This window comes from Flavobacterium lipolyticum (assembly GCF_020905335.1).
Classification (GTDB): domain Bacteria; phylum Bacteroidota; class Bacteroidia; order Flavobacteriales; family Flavobacteriaceae; genus Flavobacterium; species Flavobacterium lipolyticum.
Genome location: NZ_JAJJMN010000002.1, coordinates 1127884 through 1147231, shown reverse-complemented (window position 1 = coordinate 1147231; position 19348 = coordinate 1127884). Strand labels below are relative to the sequence as shown.

Sequence of the window (19348 nt, the reverse complement as noted above, 5' to 3'; positions counted from 1 at the left end):
TTAAAATATTAATTTTGTTTCGATGAATAAATTATTTTTTAGATTACTTGTTTTATTGATGAGCTTGTCCTTAATCGGGATAATTTTGGTGCAGGTATATTGGTTTAATTCTTCGTTCAAAAATAACGATGAGCAATTTAAATATCATGTTACTCAGGTAATTGGGAATGTTGCTGATAAATTGGAGCAGCAGGAAGAATACAGTTTTTACGATAAATACAACCGCATTAAAGACAGTACCGGAAAAACACCTAAAAAAGAAGACTTACTTCAGGTTTTTTACATTCAAAGAAACGCAAAAACAAACAAAACAATAGTTTATTCTAATACGCTTACCTCTGAAGATTATGATATTAGCGGCTCGATTTTTAATAAAAAATTTAGCAGCGAAAGATTTAAAAACTTTAGTTCAAAAAGAGTTACAGAAGTATACAACAATAACAATAATATTGACAATAATGCTTTAGGGCAAAGTATTATACCTGATTTAAAAATCGAAAAATCAGGAAGTCTTGATATTTTAAATAAAGTTCAACAGCAAATTCAGTACAAAGACGTTGCTTCTTTGACGCCTATAGAAGGTAGAATTACAAAGGATAAACTTCAAAAACTCCTAAAGAAAGAACTGGGAGAATACGGTGTGAAAACCAAATTTGAATACGGAGTTCTCAACAATGGTCTTGCGACAAAAGTAAGATCAGATGGATTTCATTACGATAAAGACGCAAGTTACCACGTGCCAATTTATACAGATAATGAAGGAAATAGTAAATATGAATTGTTTATTACATTTCCGCATAAAAAGAAATTCTTATTGTCAGAATTATTAAGTATTACGATACTGTCAATAATTTTCACATTAATTATTATAGTTGCTTATACCAGTGCACTAAATCAATTGTTACGTCAAAAGCATATTTCTGAAATCAAGACCGATTTTATAAATAACATGACGCACGAGTTTAAAACGCCAATAGCGACAATTAATCTGGCATTAGATGCTATTAAAAACCCTAAGATAATTGAAGATAAAGAAAAAGTGTATCGTTACCTTCAAATGATCCGGGATGAAAATAAAAGAATGCATGCTCAGGTAGAAAACGTGCTTCGCATTTCTAAACTGGAAAAGAGAGAACTGGATATTACAAAAGAACCAACTGCTATTCATGATATCATTGATGATGCAATTGAACATGTAAATTTAATTTTAGAAGACAGAGGAGGAAGTGTCGCCAAACATTTTCATGCGGCGAGAACAACCTGTCTGATCAACGAAGTGCATTTTACAAATGTGTTGGTTAATATTTTGGAGAATGCGATAAAATATTCTCCAGGTACGCCTGAAATAGAAATTTTTACAGAAAATGTCAAAGACATGATTCTGATAAAAGTAAAAGATAATGGTCTTGGTATGAGTAAGGTAGCTCAAAAACGAGTTTTTGAGAAATTTTATAGAGAACATACAGGAGATTTACATAATGTAAAAGGACACGGGCTAGGTCTGGCTTATGTGAAAAGAATAGTAGAGGACCATAATGGTCAAGTATATGTTGAAAGCGAGAAAGGAAAAGGTAGCACCTTTATAATAAAAATACCATTAATAAATTAAAATATGGAAAATAATAACAAAAGAATACTTTTAGTAGAAGATGACCTTAATTTTGGGGCAGTTCTTAAAGATTATCTAATGTTAAATGACTTTGAAGTTACTTTAGCTAAAAACGGTATGGAAGGTTTCGAAAAATTCAAGAAGGATGTATATGATTTGTGTATTCTTGATGTGATGATGCCTTATAAAGATGGTTATACTTTAGCCAAGGAGATTAGAGAAAAGAACAGCGAAGTGCCGATTATCTTCTTAACAGCTAAGTCTATGAAAGAAGATGTATTGAAAGGGTACAAAGCCGGTGCTGATGATTATTTGAATAAGCCTTTTGATTCAGAAGTTTTATTGATGAAAATTAAAGCGATCATTCAAAGAAAATCGGCTGATACAAAAGCAGAACAGGTACAGTTCGAATTCAATATTGGTAAATTTCATTTAAATTCAAAACTAAGATTCCTGACTTTCCAGGATGAAGAGCCAATTAAATTGTCTCCAAAAGAGAACGAATTGCTTAAAATGTTGATTCTTCATGAAAATGACTTAATGCCAAGAGAATTAGCTTTGACTAAAATCTGGAGAGACGATAACTATTTTACATCCAGAAGTATGGACGTTTACATCGCCAAACTTAGAAAATACCTAAAAGCTGACGAAGATGTTGAAATTCTAAACATTCACGGTGAAGGTTTCAGACTAGTTGTTAAAAGCAAAGTTACAGAGTAACAAAAAACATAACCAAACAAAAAAAATAGTAAAGTCCTGAGAAATCAGGACTTTTTTTATGCAGAATTTTAACCGCGAGGCACGCAACGATTTTCGCAAAGTTCGCAACGATTTAGTTTTGTAGCTTTGCGAACGTTGCGTTTTTTTCTTTGCGTTCTTTGCGGTTAAGTAAAAAAATATCAAGAAAAATATTCTTAAAATACGATTTCTATCTTTTTGATTTTGAGTTCTGTAGTCTATTTTTTGGCTTTAGGAATAATATAAATATTTTTTTTGTACTGATTTTTCTTAAAATAAATTTGGAAAATCGAAAAAGTATTCTGAATATTTGCAGACGAAAAAAATAATAACCCTTTAAAAACGAAGAAAAAATGTTTGTATTTACATCTACATCTCAGAGCTTCACATCAAACAATTTTGGTGCAGTGCTTCTTCGTGGCTTATTTCAATCTTAGAAATATATTTTTAGATATATAAAAGCCCGAAGACATTTAGTTTCGGGCTTTTTTTTATTCTAGATACTTCAAATTTTCCCGAAAAATCGATTTTATTTATCCTTCAAGGATAAAATGCTAAGCCTATTGGGCTGTTAATTTAATGCACTATAATTTTTTTATGGAAAATTATACGGTAGACGAGTATGCTTTATGTGCTCGTTTTAAAAGTAAAAGAAAGAAAAGACGATTAATTAAAGAAGATTTTGAAAAACAATTAATTGAGTTAAGAAAACTTGAAGTTAACCTTTGGAAAAAGCGTAGAAATTTGCCATTGGTTCCTTTAGAAGTTCCTTATCAGAAAGGATGGCAGCGTAATTTTAAATTAAGAGATGATGTCGCCAGATCAAGTGAAGCTTCATTTTACAGAGAATTATTGGAAAAAATAAATACATGGCAGTTTTCTCCTGAAAAATCTTTTAAGAGAAAGAAAAAGAGAAAAAGAAAGCATGTATATGTTGAAAATATCCAAACGGTAAAAGAATTTTCAGAATGGGAATGGAAAAGTTCAAAACTCGAATTGACCGAAAAAGAAAAAGTACATTTTTATAAAAGAGAACGCTGGTGCAGCAATTGTAAACGATACAAAATTCACTATGTATTCAATGAGCCCTGGCGATATGTACTGCGTGTTAGTCCTTATATGATAACACATGCCAAAATGGTTGATTCTGACTTGGAAAGTCAAATTCAGTTTATAGACAATTATATTGTAAACAATCATCTGAGATATAAAATAAACAGATTAATAAAGGGCATTTCTCATAAATGGAGTTACTACGAAAAAGAGAATCCAAAAGAGATAAGTCCAATTAAAAATAAAAGTCTACAGGCATTGTATCAGCAATATGTAGACGAAATGATCTAAATCATGGGAAATAAATTATCCGGAAAAGACCTGATTAAATTGGGGTTTCCAAAAAACAATTCAATAAACATTGCCTTAGGGCAAATTAACAGATATAGAAAAAGAGAGAAAAAAGAATCTATTCTAACCGAAGCAAAAGATGTTCTGCTGAATCCCGAAAAGTACGAAGGAAATGGTACCTGGGGCAAGGTGGCTGAAGGTTTAATAAAGCCGGTTCAGGTAAGAATGCATCAGTTGAAAACAACAAGAGCTCCCTTCAAAATTTTTGGTGAAAATGAGATTGATGAACAGGCGAAATATCAATTGTATGATTCGTTAAAACTGCCAATTTCAGTGGCGGGTGCTTTAATGCCGGACGCACATTCGGGCTATGGATTGCCCATTGGTGGAGTTTTGGCAACCGATAATGCTGTAATTCCGTATGGAGTCGGAGTGGATATTGGATGCCGAATGAGTCTTTCGATTTTTGACTTGCCAGCTTCTCATTTTAAAGGTAAAGAACATCAGTTAGAAGCTATTTTGAGGGACAATACCAAATTTGGAATGTATGAAACTCATGCTTCAAGAGTAGATCATGATGTTTTTTACAAAAGTGAATTTCAAGACATTCCATTATTGAAAAATCTTTTACCGAAGGCGTATAAACAATTGGGTAGTTCGGGTGGAGGAAATCATTTTGTCGAATTCGGAATTGCTAAAATTGAGAATCCTGAAAACGAGTGGAAGCTTGACAAAGGGGAGTATTTCGCCGTTTTATCGCATAGTGGATCTCGGGGATTAGGAGCAAATATTGCGAAGCATTATACCTATTTGGCGACAAAACAATGTCCGTTACCAAAAAATGTGCAGCATTTGGCCTGGTTAGATTTGAATACGCATGATGGGCAGGAATATTGGCTTGCTATGAATTTAGCCGGTGAATATGCAAAGGCCTGTCACGATGATATTCACAGACGAATTGCCAAAGCTATTGGGAAAAGGGTAGTGGTTACGATTGAAAATCACCACAATTTTGCCTGGAAAGAAATGGTAAACGGTCAGGAATGTATTGTACATAGAAAAGGGGCAACACCTGCCGCAGAAGGCCAATTGGGGATTATTCCCGGATCGATGACTGCTCCCGGTTACATTGTGAAGGGTAAAGGTAATGCTGAGAGTTTAAACTCTGCGTCTCACGGTGCGGGACGTTTATTTTCAAGAGCAAAGTGTAAAAGTACTTTTACACAAAGTGAAATTAAAAAGGTATTAAAAGCGAATGAGGTTACCTTGATTGGAGGGAATATTGATGAAGCACCTATGGCGTACAAGGACATTACCAAAGTGATGTCAAATCAAAGTGATTTGGTTGAAGTTCTGGGAACTTTCACACCAAAGATTGTTAGAATGGACCGATAAAAAACAAAGATTATGAAAAGATTTCAGGATGAGAATAAGTTTTTAGAAAGTTTTATAAACGAGATTTTAGTAAGGTGTCCAAAATGTGATGCTAAAGCTAAGGTAAAGAGTAAACTTTCAGAAGGATGTAAGTGCGGGCATTGCTCCACTAAAGTTTTTGAATGTAAAGATTGCTTTCTGAAACTTGACAGCCCCGTTTATCAATACATTGCTTATGGCAAAGCACATTGTAATCAATGTTATGAGAGATATGAATTTAAATCACAACCCTTAAAAGACAAACCGAAAGTATATAAAACAAGATGTCCGCATTGTAATTTTCAGGAAGAATGGAAACCAAAAGTGGAAAAGGTTTTGAAGAATTCAAAAAGGGATGACGGCTTAGTTAAAGAGCATTATTACAATTTGCCGCTTTGGTTTCAAAAAGAAGTGGGAACAGCTGTTTTTTGGGCTTATAACCAGCAGCACATTGATTATTTAGGGAGATATATTGAAGCGGAATTACGAGAAAGAAATAATAATGGAAGCGGTAATAGTACTATGGTTTCAAGACTTCCAAAATTTGTAAAGGAAGCTAAAAACAGAGAAAAGCTTCTTAAGATAATAGAAAAATGGAAAAAATAATTCAGATAACAGCGGGTCGGGGACCGGCAGAATGTACCTGGGTAGTGGCTCAGGTACTTAAAAAAGTTCTGGAAGAAGCACAGGAGGAGCAATTAGAAACGACTTTGCTTCAGCGAGAAGTGGGCCAGGAGAATGGAACAATTGAAACGGCAACAATTGCAGTAAAAGGTAAAAATGCCACTCAATTTGCAGCTTCCTGGACGGGAACTATTCAATGGATTGGTCAAAGTCAGTTTAGGAAAATGCACAAACGTAAAAATTGGTTTATTGGCATTTTTGAGATTGAACCACAACAGAATACATCATTTTTAGAAAGTGACATTCAGTATCAGGCCATGCGTAGTTCCGGGGCTGGCGGACAGCATGTAAATAAGGTGAGTTCAGCAATCAGAGCAACTCATGTGCCAACCGGAATTGCGGTTGTTGCGATGGACAGCCGTTCACAGCATCAGAATAAAAAACTGGCAACAGAACGATTATTAAAAAAACTGGAAGACGAAACTTTACAGCAACTTAAAAACCATGTTGGGAAACAATGGGAAAATCAACTGAACATTGAGCGGGGGAATCCTGTCAGAGTTTTTACCGGAACGGATTTTAAAAAGAATAAAACAGAGAAGAGTTATAAAGGAACGCGTCAGAAGTTAAAAACAGATTTACGAAATGAGCATAATTAAAAAGTTGGTCGCAAAAAGCAATGATTATATGCGAATTAGAGGTGACCAAAAAAAACAATAAATAGCGACACATAAAATGAAAACAATAGATAAATATCTCTTTCAGGCGCTGGACAGCTATCCTTATTCATTAGAAGAAACGATTGAATCTTTAGATTATGCATTTTCATATGATGCTAAGAATACGATGGTTTTCTGTTTGTATGGACGGATTCAGGCCGAACAATTATGGAATTACGAAGAAGCCAAATGGTATTTTCAGGAAGCTTTAGCAATAAACATTCATGCGCTTGAGATATATCCACATTATGTACAAACTTTAATTTTGAATGAAGATTTTGAAGAGGCAGAAAAATTAATTGATTTTGCTTTAACAGTAAAAGGAATAAACAAATCTGAAATTTTTGTCAAAAAAGCAATTCTTTACGAAGCACAGCAACAGTTTGGATTAGCATTAAAAGAAATTAAAAAAGCCAAACTATGTACGTTGCAATTTGCTTTTGAATGCAACATTAAGGAAGTAGAGAAAAGAATTGAAGGTAAGATGGATTTGTTAAAGAAGAAGAAAAAATCAAAGTAACCTGATTGAATAAAAAACGATGCAATACTGCATCGTTTTTTATTTTCATGATACGGAATCAAATTTTAAATACAGCAGATAATGGTTGGGCAATGAAAAACAGCTTTTCGTTAATTTTCTTTTATTTCCAGTGTAATTTTAAAGCAAAAGATGTTTTCTCGCCTTTGGTAATGCTGAATGTTGAAATAGTTTGATTATCGTTTTCGCCCTCGTGAATGATTACATTATCCTGAAGCGAAAGTTCTTTCATGAAGTTCATTTCAAAACTTTTTACTTCCTGTTTCAGGATTCTTTTTGGGTCAACGTGATCGAGACACCATTCCAGATACTTGACATTATTGACGTGATTTACGATGTCCAGATCAGAGAGGTAAACTGTTTTTTCAAAAATAGCTTCTTTTTCGTGAGTGATATTTATTTTTGAAAACCCTTCTGTAGTAGCGCGTTTTTCCGGATACAATTCAAAATGTTCGTAAGGCAGGGCTAAAGCTTCCGGACGTCGTAATTTTGTATTAAAAACAGCCCAGTACGTTTCACATCCTACTATTTTTTTTCCGTTTGCGTGTATCTCTAAAGCACGAACGGAACGAGAATTTTCTAGACTGTTGATCCATGTTGTTACCGTAACAATATCCCGCCATTTTGGCAAAGCAGTAATTTCCACCCGCATACGGCTTAATACCCAGGCCTGATCAAATTCCTGCATATCCGTAAAGCTGATGCCTCCAATTTCAGAATGTGCAGCAGCCGTCAATTGCAGAATGTTGCATAAGTCAGTGTACTTTAGAAAACCATTGGGTGTACATTGCGTAAAATTGATTTCCCAGTCTTTGCTTAGAATGGAAGTAAAATTAGGAGATATTGGCATTGCTGAATTTTAGATTTTAGATTGTTGATTTTTGATTGATTTAGAAAATAGAGTAAAGAGTACAGAAAATGATTTTTACTTGAATGAATTTTCAATATAATCTATAATTTCTTTTCTATCTGTCGCGTAATCAAACCATTTGGTAGCTTCGTTTCGTTTGAACCAGGTAAGTTGTCTTTTTGAGAAACGTCTGGTATTTTTCTTGATTTCTTCGATGGCAAATGGCAACGAGAATTCTCCGTCAAAATAACTAAATAATTCGCGATACCCGACTGTTTGAAGTGCATTTAACGTTTTGTTGGGATGCAAAGCTTTGGCTTCTTCCAGTAAACCGCCATTCATCATCAGATCTACACGCTGATTGATACGGTCGTAAATTACAGCTCTGTCGGCTTCTAAACCTATTAAAATAGGAATGAAGTTTCGATTGTTTTTCTTTTGATTTAAGAAAGAAGAGTAGGGTTTTTGGGTTCCAATGCAAACCTCGGTAAAACGCATCATTCTTTGTGGATTCTGGAGTGTTTGCGGGTTTTCTACAGTGAGTTTTTGATAATAATCAGGATCCAGTTTTTGTAATTGCTCCTGCAGATAATTGATTCCTAGTTTTTCGTAGTTTGCGTTTATGTCAGAACGTATCTCAGGATCAATTTCCGGAAATTCATCGAATCCTTTTAAAATGGCATCAACATACAATCCTGAGCCGCCAATCAATATAGCGAAATCATTTGCTGAGAATAACTCCTCTAATTTTAAAAGCGCTTCTTTTTCGTAGTCACCAACAGTATAATTTTCTAAAATAGATTTATTCTGTATAAAATGATGTGTCGCTGACTGTAATTCTTCGGGAGTAGGAACTGCGGTACCAATTGTCATTTCTTTAAAAAACTGACGACTGTCGCAGGAGATTATCTCACAATTAAAATGTTGTGCCAGAGCAATGCTTAAAGCTGTTTTGCCTATTGCTGTTGGTCCGACGATGGTAATTAGATATTTCATATTTTTTTAGTCTTAATGGTAGTAAAACCTTAGACTTGCAGGGTTTAACTTTTAATAAAAATGAGATGGATAAATTTTCGTTGAATTAGCTGTTAGGCAATTTCGTTCCACATTCAAAGCAATATTGCGCATGATCAAAATGTACCTGTGCATTGCAATTTTTGCATGTTTTTTTGCTGCTTACAACACTGTTTTTTAGACTGCTTTTTGCAAATTCAGCGGTTACAATTCCGGTAGGAACAGCTATAATTCCGTAACCTAAAATCATTACAAAGGCAGCTATGAACTGACCGAGAGGAGTCTGTGGAGAAATATCGCCATAGCCTACAGTGGTTAGAGTAACAATGGTCCAATAAATACTTATTGGAATACTTGTAAAGCCGGATTCTTTACCTTCGACCAGATACATAATCGAACCGATTATGATGGTGCTGATTAATACGAAATAGATAAAAACAAGGATTTTCTCTTTACTGGCTTCGATGGCTTCCCGAAGTTGAATGGACTGATGGGAGATTTGCGGAATATGCAGGATTTTAAACAATCGAAAGAAACGTAAGGCTCTTATTATGGAAAGGACACTTGCTCCGGGGAAAAATATCGATAAATACATTGGCAAAACTGCCATTAAATCAATAATTCCGTAAAAACTAAAAATATATCGGATTGGTTTTTGAATCGAAATTATTCGAAGTACATATTCAATGGTGAAAAATACGGTGATAATCCATTCGCAGATAATAAGCTGAGTATGGTATTTTTGATTGATTCCCTGAACGGTTTCCATCATAATCAAAATAACACTTAGTAAGATCAATCCAAGCAGAACTAAATCAAACATTTTCCCAAAAAACGTATCTGTCCCGTAGAGGATGATTTTGACTTTTTCCCGGAAGATTTCGTATTTTGATTTTATTTTTTTCATCCTCACGAAGATAAGGAAAGTTTTGCAGTGTTAAAAATGAAGAACCTTTAGTGATTTACTCTTTCGGAGGTAGCTTTGAATAATGTTTTTCACATCGCGATTATGCTGCATCGGAATTAAAATGTTTTTTAGAATCTCGATGTTTGTAATCTGATAATTCAGATCGTAAAAGGCATATCCTTTATAAAGACCATTTTCAATTAAAATGGCGCTTCTTTCGTTGACATTTCGGCCTCTGTCCAGCAAAATCATGCTTTTATTTTCGAAACTGTTTTCCGCGATAAATTGTTGTACACGGGTATTGTAAACTTCGGGTGTTACTTCTTCAATACAGGCACCATCACATTCTTTGATTTTATATTGAAAACACTCTTTTTTGGTTTGATAAAGTCCTGTTAGCTTTTGACATAAATGATATTTTGACGTAAATCGGAACAGAGCATTTTTACCTTCCTGTAAAGTACCAAATGAGGTAATTTCTTTTTTACGACCGTCTGCTTTTTCAAGTTTTAAATTGATATAACCATTAGTGTCTTTCTCTGCATATAAAGCATACTGAAAAATCGTTTTTCGTTGTGAACGATTATATTTAGGGCGATTTATTTTTATTTCTTCACTTTCTTTTAAGAGCGCAATTAATTCGCTTCCCGTTTCATCATACGTGATGGTGAAAACTTCTGCCTGTATTTTTTTGCTTTTGGTGGTAATTCCCGTAAAATGTTGATTGACTCTTTTTTTGATGTTTTGGCTTTTTCCAATGTAGATTAGGGTTCCACCTTCATTATAAATGTAATAAACACCGGTTTTCGCAGGCATTTGTGCCAGAATATCCAAAAATTTTGGGGCAATTCCTTTTTCTACTTCCAGTTTGATAAAATCTTTTACAATGGTTTTTTCCAGGTCTTTTTCCAGAAGCATTTTAAAGAGCTTGGTTGTTGCCATTGCATCTCCGCTGGCACGATGTCTGTCTGCCATTGGAATTCCAAGTGCTCGCACCAGTTTTCCTAAACTATAGGAAGGCTGATCCGGAATTAATTTTTTGGCAAGTTCGACTGTACAAAGAGTTTTGGCTTCAAAATTGTAGCCCAAACGTCGGAATTCTGTACGTAAAATTCGGTAATCAAAAGAAGCATTGTGTGCTACAATAATACAGTCTGTAGTGATTTCTATAATTCGTTTCGCAACTTCAAAAAACTTAGGAGCAGAGCGCAACATAGCATTATTGATTCCGGTTAATTTCACCACGAAGGGCTGAATCGGAATTTCAGGATTGACAAGACTAATGAACTGGTCAATTACCTCATGTCCATCAAATTTATAAATGGCGATTTCGGTAATTCCTTCCTCATTAAACTGGCCTCCAGTGGTTTCTATGTCTAGTATTGCGTACAAATTAGTATTCAGTCTCAGTTTTTAGTAATCAGTTTATAATCTACAATTGACAATTAACAATTAGGACTTATCTTCCTCCAAAAATGCTGCTTCCAATGCGAACCATTGTACTGCCGCATGCTATGGCAAGCTGATAATCTCCGGACATTCCCATAGAGACAGTAGTCAGATTGCCGTTTTCAGTTTTCAGTTCTTTTATGGAATCAAAAATAGATTTTAAATGTGTAAATTCCTTTTTAATTTGGTTTTGATCTTCTGTAAAAGTCGCCATTCCCATTAGTCCTAAGATACGTATGTTTTTCATTTCTTTGAATTCAGGTGAAGACAGTAGTTCATTTAATTCGTTTTCGTCTAAACCAAATTTAGTTTCTTCTTCGGCAATATGTATTTGAAGCAGGCAATCAATAATTCGATCGTTTTTCAATGCTTGTTTATTGATTTCCTGCAACAGTTTTAAGCTGTCAACACCATGAATCAAACTTACAAAAGGCGCCATAAATTTTACTTTATTCGACTGTACATGACCAATCATGTGCCATTGAATGTCTTTTGGCATTTGTTCCCATTTTTCAGTCATTTCCTGGATTTTATTTTCTCCAAAAATGCGCTGACCGGCATCATATGCCTGCATTAAGTCGGGAACCGGTTTTGTTTTAGAAACGGCAACTAAAGTTACAGTTTCGGGTAAACCTGTCTTGATTGTATTTAAATTCGATGCTATCGACATGGTATTTCTTTTTTAGGAAAGTATAAATTGTTTAGAGATCTTCTCTGCTTTTTTACTTTCACTGTAATCGTAAAAACCTTCACCTGATTTTACTCCTAACTTTCCGGCTCTCACCATATTCACCAATAGTGGGCAAGGGGCATATTTTGGATTTTTAAAACCGTCGTACATTACATTTAAAATAGCAAGACAAACATCAAGACCAATAAAATCAGCTAATTGAAGAGGCCCCATTGGGTGTCCCATTCCTAATTTCATTACCGTGTCAATTTCGTAAACTCCCGCAACTTTGTTGTATAAGGTTTCGATAGCTTCGTTTAACATTGGCATTAAAATTCGATTGGCCACAAAACCAGGGTAATCGTTTACTTCAACAGGAACTTTGCCTAATTTTACAGATAAGTCCATGATGGTTTTGGTAACTTCATCGCTGGTGTTGTATCCGCGGATAATTTCGACCAATTTCATAATCGGCACCGGATTCATAAAGTGCATTCCGATAACTCTTTCAGGATGTGCTACAACTGCTCCGATTTGAGTAATAGATATCGAAGAAGTATTCGTTGCCAGAATGGTGTTGTGAGAACAAGCTTCGTTTAATTGTTTGAAAATATTAAGTTTTAACTCTACATTTTCAGTAGCAGCTTCAACTACTAAATCCACACCAACAACTCCGTCTTTAATATCAGTATACGTAATAATATTAGTGATCGTTTTGGTAACCTCTTCCTGAGTGATGGTTCCTTTAGAAAGCATTCGGTCTAAGTTGGCAGCAATAGTTGCCATTCCTTTGTCTAATGATTTTTCAGAAACGTCAATTAGTTTTACCACAAAACCACTTTGTGCAAATGTATGAGCAATTCCGTTACCCATTGTTCCTGCACCAATTACAGCTATAGTTTTCATTTAAATTTGATATTATATTTATGATTTTAGCCACGAGTTCACAAATTAATTGATGAACTCGTGGCTAATTTTTATTTTTAAAACTTCCAAATTATTTATCGAAACAATCAATTATCTGATAGGCCACTCGTAATGCATCTGTTGCCTGTTCCAGAGTTACAATCGGAGTTGTGTCTGTTTTTATCGCATTGGCAAATGATTCCAGCTCATCTAAAATTGCGTTATTTTGTTCCACATCAGGATTTGTAAAATAGATTTGCTTTTTTACACCTTCTGCATTTTGTAAAATCATATCAAAATCACCAGGAATTTCCGGAGCATCTTTCATTCGAACCACTTCACATTTTTTCTCCAGAAAATCTACAGAAATGTAGGCATCCTTTTGAAAAAATCTTGTTTTACGCATGTTTTTCATCGAAATTCTGCTTGCGGTTAGATTAGCCACACATCCATTTTCAAATTCGATTCTGGCATTGGCAATATCCGGAGTTTCGCTAATTACAGAAACACCACTTGCATTGATATTTTTTACTTTTGAATTTACAACGCTCAAAATAGCATCTATATCATGAATCATTAAATCCAAAACCACAGGAACGTCTGTACCACGCGGATTAAACTCGGCGAGACGGTGTGTTTCTATAAACATTGGATTTTCGATCATGTTTTTAGTAGCAATGAACGCAGGGTTAAAGCGTTCAACATGACCTACCTGACCTTTTACACGATGTTCTGCCGCCAAAGCAATGATTTCTTCGGCTTCTTCAACAGTATTGGCAATTGGTTTTTCTATAAAGATATGTTTTCCTGATTTGATGGCTACCTTAGCACATTTGTAGTGTGAAAGAGTTGGTGTCACAATGTCGATAACATCCACAGCGTGAATTAATTTTGCAATTGTGTTGAAGTTTTTATAGCCAAACTCTTTTGAGATTCTTTCGGCATTTTCCTGATTTTCGTCGTAAAATCCAACTAATTCGTATTGGTCAGATTGTTGTAATAAGCGTAAATGTATTTTACCAAGATGACCTGCACCTAAAACTCCTACTTTTAACATGAGAATGTATTTTAAACAAAAATATAATTTATTTGTTGAAAGTAAAAGTTTAGTGATGACAAAGTCGAAATTATTTGAACAATTTTAAATGTATTTACATACTTAACTTCTCTTTAAAGTTATTGGTTTGTCTTCGCGATATTTCTACTTTTACTTCTTTTGGAAGCTGTACGAGCAGATTACCACTAAACCAAGGGTCTATTTTGAGTATGTATTCTATATTGATAATTTGGTTTCGATTGGCCCGGAAGAAATAATCATCAGGAAGCTTCTCTTCAATATGGTTTAATGATTTATTAAGTACAGCTTTTTCATCCTGAAAGAATATTTTGGTGTAATTGCCATCGACTTCAAACAGAAAGATATCGGCAATTTTTACAAGCCAGCATTTCTCGCCATCGCGAATAAAAATCTGATTGTTTGGCGTCAGTTTCTTACTGCTTTTTTCTTCTTTTTCAATTAGATTTTGACTTACTTTTTCGATTGAATGAGCAAATCTTTTTGGATTTATAGGTTTTAGTAAATAATCTAAAGCATTGTATTCAAAAGATTTAATGGCGTACTCGTCAAAAGCCGTTGTGAAAATGGTAATGGGAACTTTATCGAGCATTTCCAACAATTCAAAACCATCTTTTTCGGGCATATTGATGTCTAAAAAAAGTAAATCCGGTTGGGTTTCCTGTATCAGTTTAAAGCCCGAATCTACATTTTCTGCTTCTCCAATAATTTCAATTTCCGGATGATTTTTAATTAATTCTTTAAGCTCATTTCTGGCCAGACGGGAATCTTCAACAATAACAGCTTTTATTTTTTTCATACTTAAAGTATTGGAATTATTATTTTTGCAATTACTTTATTTTCTATTTCCTGTAATTTAAAACGAGCTTTCTCGCCATAAATTAAATGCAATCTTTTTTCGATATTTTTGATTCCTAATTGTGTGGAATCTTTTTCAATGGTAAGTATTCCTGTGTTTGAAACGACAATAGTCAAACTGTTGTTTTCCAGATTGGTTTCTAATGCAATTTGACCTCCTTCTTTTAATTTTGAAATTCCATGTTTAACCGCATTTTCGATCAGCATTTGAATGATCATGGGGGGGATTTGCAGCTTTAAAGTATTTGGGTCTATTTCAGAAGTAAAACTTAAGCGTTCTTCCATTTGAATTTTTGAAATTTCAATGAAGTTTTCTACCATTTCAATTTCTTCTTCCAGTGCAATTGTTGTAATCTCGTTTTTGGTCAGGGAATATCGAAGCATTTCGGACAATCGAGTGATCATTTCTCTCGATTTTTCAGGATTTTCCAGAATTAGTCCGCGAATATTGTTTAAGCTGTTGAACATAAAATGCGGATTGATTTGCCCCTTTAAAGCATTCAGTTGAGAATCTTTTAAAGTGTTTTCAATTTCCATTCGATCCATTTTATTATTCTTGATTTGCGAGGTTGTTTTGTAAATGGTGTACACAATTATCCAAAGAAAGAAAAGAAATGCCATCAGAAAAATAAAGAAAACCTGTCTTTTTGCAGATTGAGAAGGGTGATCAAATACTTCAGGGTTTTCATAAACATAATTGATCATTAGATAATTATATGCCGTTAGTATCCCAAAGAAAAAGAGAGCAGCTGCGAAAATTAGAAAAAGCATTTTAATAATTTCCCAAAGTTTAAAATCGTCCAGTTTTATGTATCGGTCATAAACATGTTTTAAAGCTATCGAAAGGAATGTAAGCACGCAAACACTAGAAAAGTAGTCTAATAGAAGTTGCCAGTTTTTGTATCTCAATATATTAAATTCCGGAATAATAATTTGAGGAATAAAAATTATTCCGGAATAGATAGTCCATATAATGATCTGAATTAAAACGAAAACGTGATTCTTTTTTTGAAACATTTTTATAAGTTATTTTGCTTTCAGCGGTACTTGATATCCATAAACCATTCCTGCGATAAAAGCGCCTATAAAGAGCAGGCAGAATATAACGACTAGAGTCACCAGGATTTTTACGGTTAATTTCATTAAGATAAAATTTTAAATAACAAATGGCTTATTGCAACAGTCAAAGCTATAATTATTTTGATCATAATTTTAAGTTTTAAAAACTTTGGCAATGCCAGCATTGCCAAAGTTACATTTTAAATAACTAATTTTTAGGTTGAAAATCCGGATGTCCCACTTGCCATAGTGCAAAGCTTAAAACATCGGCAACTTCTTCATATGATTTTGCTTTTGAAGCTCCGCCAAAATGACCTGCTTCATAATCTACTTTTAACAAAGTTGGTTTTTTAGACGTGTTTACCTCAAGCAGTCGTGCGGCAAATTTAGCAGGAGACCAAACAATGATTCTAGGGTCATTAAATCCTGCTGTTGTTAAGGTTGCAGGATAGTTAACACCTTCTTTTAGTTGTAAATAAGAATCCATTTCTATAAGAGCTTTGGCTTCATCTTCGATTTTCATGGTTCCAAATTCAGGTGTATTTGCAGGTCCGTTTGGTGCATTTTCGCCTCTAACAGTATTCATGCTTCCTACTCCCGGAATGGCTACTGCATATAAATCGGGTCTTTCAGTGATGGCTCTTCCTACAAAAATTCCACCGGCGCTTCTACTGTAGATTGCCGTTTTTGTCGGATTTGTATATCCTTCTTTAATCATGTATTCCGTGCAGGCAATTACGTCTTTCCAAGTATTTGGTTTTGTACTTTTTTGACCTTCCAAATGCCATTTTTCTCCTAGTTCTCCACCACCTCTTACGTGAGCAACAGCAAGTATTCCGCCTCTTTCTACCCATAAAAGCAGGCTAGGATTGAAACTAGGAGACATAGACATTCCGTAGGCACCGTAACCATAGAACAAAACAGGATTGTTTGAATTTTTTTTAATTCCTTTTTTATAAATAATGGATAGTGGAACTTCGACACCATCATGCGATTTTACCATTAATTCTTCAATTTCAAAATTTTCGAATTCCGGGTATTCAGTAATCGTAGAGAGTTCTTCTCTGATAAAATTGTTTTTCTTTACATCGTATTTATAACGTTCTCCTTTGGTTGTCCAGCCTGTTGTTCGAACCCATAAGTCTGAATATTTACTTCCTCTTGAAGTTAAAACAATAGTAGCAGATTTTTTAGGTGTCTTAATTTCGCTGTGTTTTTTTCCTTCAAAATCAGTGAAGAATAATGTACTTTCGATTCCGTTTTTTGTTTTGGTGTAAAAAATCCCATCTTTGGTAATTGTAATAGGGTTTAAATTGGCTTCTTTGTCTTCAGGGATAACTAGTGTTGCAGTTGCTAAATTTGGATTAGCCATACTGGTTTTTGTTACTTTAAATTTTGGAGCATTCAAACTCGTGAAAAAATAAATGTCTTTATCGCTGAAAGAGAAATTTTTAATTTCATCTTTTCTGTCCGTTAATAACTTCCAGCTAATTTTGTCACTATTCAACTCAGAACCTTTGGCTATAAACATTTTCATGTTCGGATTTACAGAATAAGGCATCAGAAACAGGATCTTACTGTCTGCGTCATACCCCATAAAAGGAATTTCTTCCTCTGCAATTTTTAATTCAGGATACATGGCCTTCGAAAAAATTACCTTATCCTGCGCTACATCATGTCCCACAACGTGCAATTTTGTTACAATATTCAATTGTGCTTTGGCATCATGAATATCGGCTGTTGGTGATTGTGCATATAAAAACGATTTGTCATCGTTTAACCAATTGGCATTTCCAAATCTTAGCTTGTCAATTTTATCGGCTAAAATTTTATTATCGGCTACATTTATTAAAAGCATTTCACTCATTTCACCACCATTTTTAGAAATATTTACGGCAATTAGTTTTCCGCTCTTATTCGGAGAAAAAGAACTAATAGTAAAGATGTCTTTTGCTTCGCCTTTTAGCGTTTGTGGGTCAAAGATTAACGTCTCCTTTCCTTTTAGACCAGCTCTTTTATAAAGTTTTGCCACCTGATCTTTTGGAGTTGTTTTTTGATAAAAATAAGTGCCGTCTTCCATAATTTGCAATCCGCTGATCGCTTCGGTAACTCTGTCATTTATGGAGGTCAGCTCATCAATAAGCGTTTTTTTTCCGGGAATTGAGTTTAAAATATGGTTTGTGTAATCTGCCTGAGCCTTTAACCAACTTAGTGTTTGTTCATTTTTTAAATCCTCAAGGTTTCTGTATTTGTCCTCCACCGTAATTCCAAAATAAGTATCTTTAGCCGGAACAGAGGGGGCTTTTTCAGGTTTGTTTTGTGCGCATAAATTTCCTGTAGAAACAATTCCAAGAGATAGAAAAGCGATTTTTTTTAATGCATTGGTTTTCATGATTGATGTTTTTTGATTGAGGATTAAATTAATTGAATACAATTACAGTGATAAATTTATAAAGCGCAAATCCGATTATAAATCCTACGATAAATGATTTAACGATTTTGTAAACGTTTACTTCTTTTTGGGTTTCCATAATTTTTAGTTTTAATGATTGATTGATTGATTGATTGATTGATTGATTGATTGATTGATTTTTTTACAAGTGAATTAAAAAACTAATGAAATTGGTAATAAGTCCGATTGCAAAACCAACAGCTAATGGTTTTAGAGCTTCGGTCGGAGTTTTAAAATTTAATGTGTTCATAATTTTGGTTTTTAAATTATTATTTGCTGATTGATGTTTCAAAAGTAGCAACACATCAGCTGAAAATTTTAAAAAAAATGACGAACGGTTGATACAAGCATTTGAATGGTAAATGGTTCGGATAACATTAATTTGAAAGAAGTTTCTGAGTTGAAAACATTCTGCGTGAAAGCATTTAAAATTGATTTACTTTCCTATTTTTGCAAAAATAAAACCAATCCATTTTGAAAGATACTGCCAAACATCAAGGACTTCGCAATCAATTAGTAAGCACTTTAGAACAAAAAGGAATTACTGATAAAGCGGTTTTGGATGCGATAAAAAAAATCCCGAGACACCTTTTTTTAAATTCAAGTTTTGAAGATTATGCATATCAGGATAAGGCATTTCCTATAGGGGCGGGACAAACTATTTCGCAGCCCTATACAGTTGCTTTTCAATCGCAATTGTTAGAGGTTAAAAAAGATCATAAGATTTTAGAAATTGGTACAGGTTCAGGATATCAAACAGCTGTTTTATTTATGTTAGGAGCAAAAGTGTATAGCGTTGAAAGACAAAGTGAGTTGTTTAGAACAACTTCTAATTTGTTTCCAAAATTAAACATTCGCCCAAAACACCTGTCTTTCGGAGACGGTTATAAAGGACTACCAAGTTATGCACCCTTTGATAGTATTATTGTTACGGCAGGAGCTCCGTTTATTCCGCAGCCTTTAATGGCGCAGCTTAAAATAGGAGGAAGGTTGGTTATTCCGTTAGGAGAAGATGTTCAGATTATGACCCTATTGATTCGAAAGAATGAAACACAATTTGAAAAACATGAGTTTGGAGAATTTCGATTTGTTCCTTTATTAGAAGATAAAAATTAAAATAAAA

Annotated in this window: 18 protein-coding genes; 8 read left to right on the top strand and 10 right to left on the bottom strand. The window is 34.2% G+C overall.

Translation table 11 applies throughout. The features are described from left to right. The first annotated feature begins 22 nt into the window (after positions 1–22). From LNQ34_RS21370 to LNQ34_RS21340, 7 genes are all read left to right on the top strand, one after another. On the top strand, positions 23–1609 hold the full coding sequence (locus LNQ34_RS21370) for a sensor histidine kinase (RefSeq protein WP_230001170.1): 1587 nt from the start codon (positions 23–25) through the stop codon (positions 1607–1609). Positions 1610–1612: 3 nt separating this feature from the next. Continuing rightward, positions 1613–2329 carry a response regulator transcription factor gene (locus LNQ34_RS21365; RefSeq protein ID WP_017497133.1) on the top strand — a complete coding sequence of 239 codons (717 nt, stop codon included), beginning with the start codon at positions 1613–1615 and terminating at the stop codon, positions 2327–2329. 615 nt (positions 2330–2944) lie between these two features. Further along, complete coding sequence (locus tag LNQ34_RS21360) at positions 2945–3691, top strand: hypothetical protein (RefSeq protein WP_230001169.1); 747 nt, start codon at positions 2945–2947, stop codon at positions 3689–3691. A gap of 3 nt (positions 3692–3694) precedes the next feature. Continuing rightward, the gene (locus tag LNQ34_RS21355) at positions 3695–5086 is read left to right on the top strand and encodes an RtcB family protein (protein ID WP_202702515.1); all 1392 of its coding nucleotides are present in this window, start codon (positions 3695–3697) and stop codon (positions 5084–5086) included. Positions 5087–5098: 12 nt separating this feature from the next. After that, positions 5099–5710, top strand: coding sequence for a hypothetical protein (locus LNQ34_RS21350; RefSeq protein ID WP_230001168.1), 612 nt, complete (start codon positions 5099–5101; stop codon positions 5708–5710). Beyond that, on the top strand, positions 5698–6387 hold the full coding sequence (gene prfH, locus LNQ34_RS21345; RefSeq protein WP_202702513.1) for a peptide chain release factor H: 690 nt from the start codon (positions 5698–5700) through the stop codon (positions 6385–6387). The genes LNQ34_RS21350 and prfH overlap by 13 nt, the downstream gene beginning before the upstream one ends. 76 nt (positions 6388–6463) lie before the next feature. Further along, positions 6464–6967: a tetratricopeptide repeat protein gene (locus LNQ34_RS21340; protein ID WP_202702512.1), complete on the top strand. Its 504-nt coding sequence runs from the start codon at positions 6464–6466 to the stop codon at positions 6965–6967. Between the two features lie 121 nt (positions 6968–7088). Here the strand turns inward: LNQ34_RS21340 and LNQ34_RS21335 are convergent, their stop codons facing one another. From LNQ34_RS21335 to LNQ34_RS21290, 10 genes are all read right to left on the bottom strand, one after another. After that, complete coding sequence (locus LNQ34_RS21335; protein WP_202702511.1) at positions 7089–7835, bottom strand: acyl-[acyl-carrier-protein] thioesterase; 747 nt, start codon at positions 7833–7835, stop codon at positions 7089–7091. 75 nt (positions 7836–7910) lie between these two features. After that, the gene (gene miaA / locus LNQ34_RS21330) at positions 7911–8831 is read right to left on the bottom strand and encodes a tRNA (adenosine(37)-N6)-dimethylallyltransferase MiaA (RefSeq protein WP_230001167.1); all 921 of its coding nucleotides are present in this window, start codon (positions 8829–8831) and stop codon (positions 7911–7913) included. 85 nt (positions 8832–8916) lie between these two features. Further along, positions 8917–9756 carry an ion transporter gene (locus tag LNQ34_RS21325; RefSeq protein ID WP_202702509.1) on the bottom strand — a complete coding sequence of 280 codons (840 nt, stop codon included), beginning with the start codon at positions 9754–9756 and terminating at the stop codon, positions 8917–8919. A gap of 30 nt (positions 9757–9786) precedes the next feature. Then, a complete protein-coding gene (locus LNQ34_RS21320) occupies positions 9787–11148 on the bottom strand; it encodes an exonuclease domain-containing protein (RefSeq protein ID WP_230001166.1) in 1362 nt (453 codons plus the stop codon). A 67-nt stretch (positions 11149–11215) separates the two neighbouring features. Next, positions 11216–11875, bottom strand: coding sequence for a YggS family pyridoxal phosphate-dependent enzyme (locus LNQ34_RS21315; RefSeq protein WP_230001165.1), 660 nt, complete (start codon positions 11873–11875; stop codon positions 11216–11218). A gap of 12 nt (positions 11876–11887) precedes the next feature. Further along, the gene (locus LNQ34_RS21310) at positions 11888–12781 is read right to left on the bottom strand and encodes a 3-hydroxyacyl-CoA dehydrogenase family protein (RefSeq protein ID WP_017497120.1); all 894 of its coding nucleotides are present in this window, start codon (positions 12779–12781) and stop codon (positions 11888–11890) included. 91 nt (positions 12782–12872) lie between these two features. Beyond that, positions 12873–13838, bottom strand: coding sequence for a Gfo/Idh/MocA family protein (locus LNQ34_RS21305; protein ID WP_230001164.1), 966 nt, complete (start codon positions 13836–13838; stop codon positions 12873–12875). Positions 13839–13932: 94 nt separating this feature from the next. Then, positions 13933–14655: a LytR/AlgR family response regulator transcription factor gene (locus tag LNQ34_RS21300; RefSeq protein WP_202702505.1), complete on the bottom strand. Its 723-nt coding sequence runs from the start codon at positions 14653–14655 to the stop codon at positions 13933–13935. Between the two features lie 2 nt (positions 14656–14657). Beyond that, the gene (locus LNQ34_RS21295; protein ID WP_202702504.1) at positions 14658–15731 is read right to left on the bottom strand and encodes a sensor histidine kinase; all 1074 of its coding nucleotides are present in this window, start codon (positions 15729–15731) and stop codon (positions 14658–14660) included. Between the two features lie 250 nt (positions 15732–15981). Further along, positions 15982–18165: a prolyl oligopeptidase family serine peptidase gene (locus LNQ34_RS21290; protein WP_230001163.1), complete on the bottom strand. Its 2184-nt coding sequence runs from the start codon at positions 18163–18165 to the stop codon at positions 15982–15984. A gap of 534 nt (positions 18166–18699) precedes the next feature. Here LNQ34_RS21290 and LNQ34_RS21285 point away from each other — a divergent pair. Further along, positions 18700–19341 (top strand): protein-L-isoaspartate(D-aspartate) O-methyltransferase, encoded by a 642-nt coding sequence (locus LNQ34_RS21285; protein ID WP_017497113.1) that lies wholly within the window; start codon positions 18700–18702, stop codon positions 19339–19341. Positions 19342–19348 lie beyond the last annotated feature (7 nt).

Bases quoted from the DNA above. Each gene is read 5' to 3' on its own strand.
- LNQ34_RS21305 (WP_230001164.1), bottom strand. From the start codon at position 13,838: ATGTTAAAAGTAGGAGTTTTAGGTGCAGGTCATCTTGGTAAAATACAT.
- LNQ34_RS21335 (WP_202702511.1), bottom strand. From the start codon at position 7,835: ATGCCAATATCTCCTAATTTTACTTCCATTCTAAGCAAAGACTGGGAA.
- LNQ34_RS21365 (WP_017497133.1), top strand. From the start codon at position 1,613: ATGGAAAATAATAACAAAAGAATACTTTTAGTAGAAGATGACCTTAAT.
- miaA (WP_230001167.1), bottom strand. From the start codon at position 8,831: ATGAAATATCTAATTACCATCGTCGGACCAACAGCAATAGGCAAAACA.
- LNQ34_RS21290 (WP_230001163.1), bottom strand. From the start codon at position 18,165: ATGAAAACCAATGCATTAAAAAAAATCGCTTTTCTATCTCTTGGAATT.
- LNQ34_RS21370 (WP_230001170.1), top strand. From the start codon at position 23: ATGAATAAATTATTTTTTAGATTACTTGTTTTATTGATGAGCTTGTCC.
- LNQ34_RS21355 (WP_202702515.1), top strand. From the start codon at position 3,695: ATGGGAAATAAATTATCCGGAAAAGACCTGATTAAATTGGGGTTTCCA.
- LNQ34_RS21350 (WP_230001168.1), top strand. From the start codon at position 5,099: ATGAAAAGATTTCAGGATGAGAATAAGTTTTTAGAAAGTTTTATAAAC.
- LNQ34_RS21295 (WP_202702504.1), bottom strand. From the start codon at position 15,731: ATGTTTCAAAAAAAGAATCACGTTTTCGTTTTAATTCAGATCATTATA.
- prfH (WP_202702513.1), top strand. From the start codon at position 5,698: ATGGAAAAAATAATTCAGATAACAGCGGGTCGGGGACCGGCAGAATGT.
- LNQ34_RS21325 (WP_202702509.1), bottom strand. From the start codon at position 9,756: ATGAAAAAAATAAAATCAAAATACGAAATCTTCCGGGAAAAAGTCAAA.
- LNQ34_RS21340 (WP_202702512.1), top strand. From the start codon at position 6,464: ATGAAAACAATAGATAAATATCTCTTTCAGGCGCTGGACAGCTATCCT.
- LNQ34_RS21360 (WP_230001169.1), top strand. From the start codon at position 2,945: ATGGAAAATTATACGGTAGACGAGTATGCTTTATGTGCTCGTTTTAAA.
- LNQ34_RS21315 (WP_230001165.1), bottom strand. From the start codon at position 11,875: ATGTCGATAGCATCGAATTTAAATACAATCAAGACAGGTTTACCCGAA.
- LNQ34_RS21310 (WP_017497120.1), bottom strand. From the start codon at position 12,781: ATGAAAACTATAGCTGTAATTGGTGCAGGAACAATGGGTAACGGAATT.
- LNQ34_RS21300 (WP_202702505.1), bottom strand. From the start codon at position 14,655: ATGAAAAAAATAAAAGCTGTTATTGTTGAAGATTCCCGTCTGGCCAGA.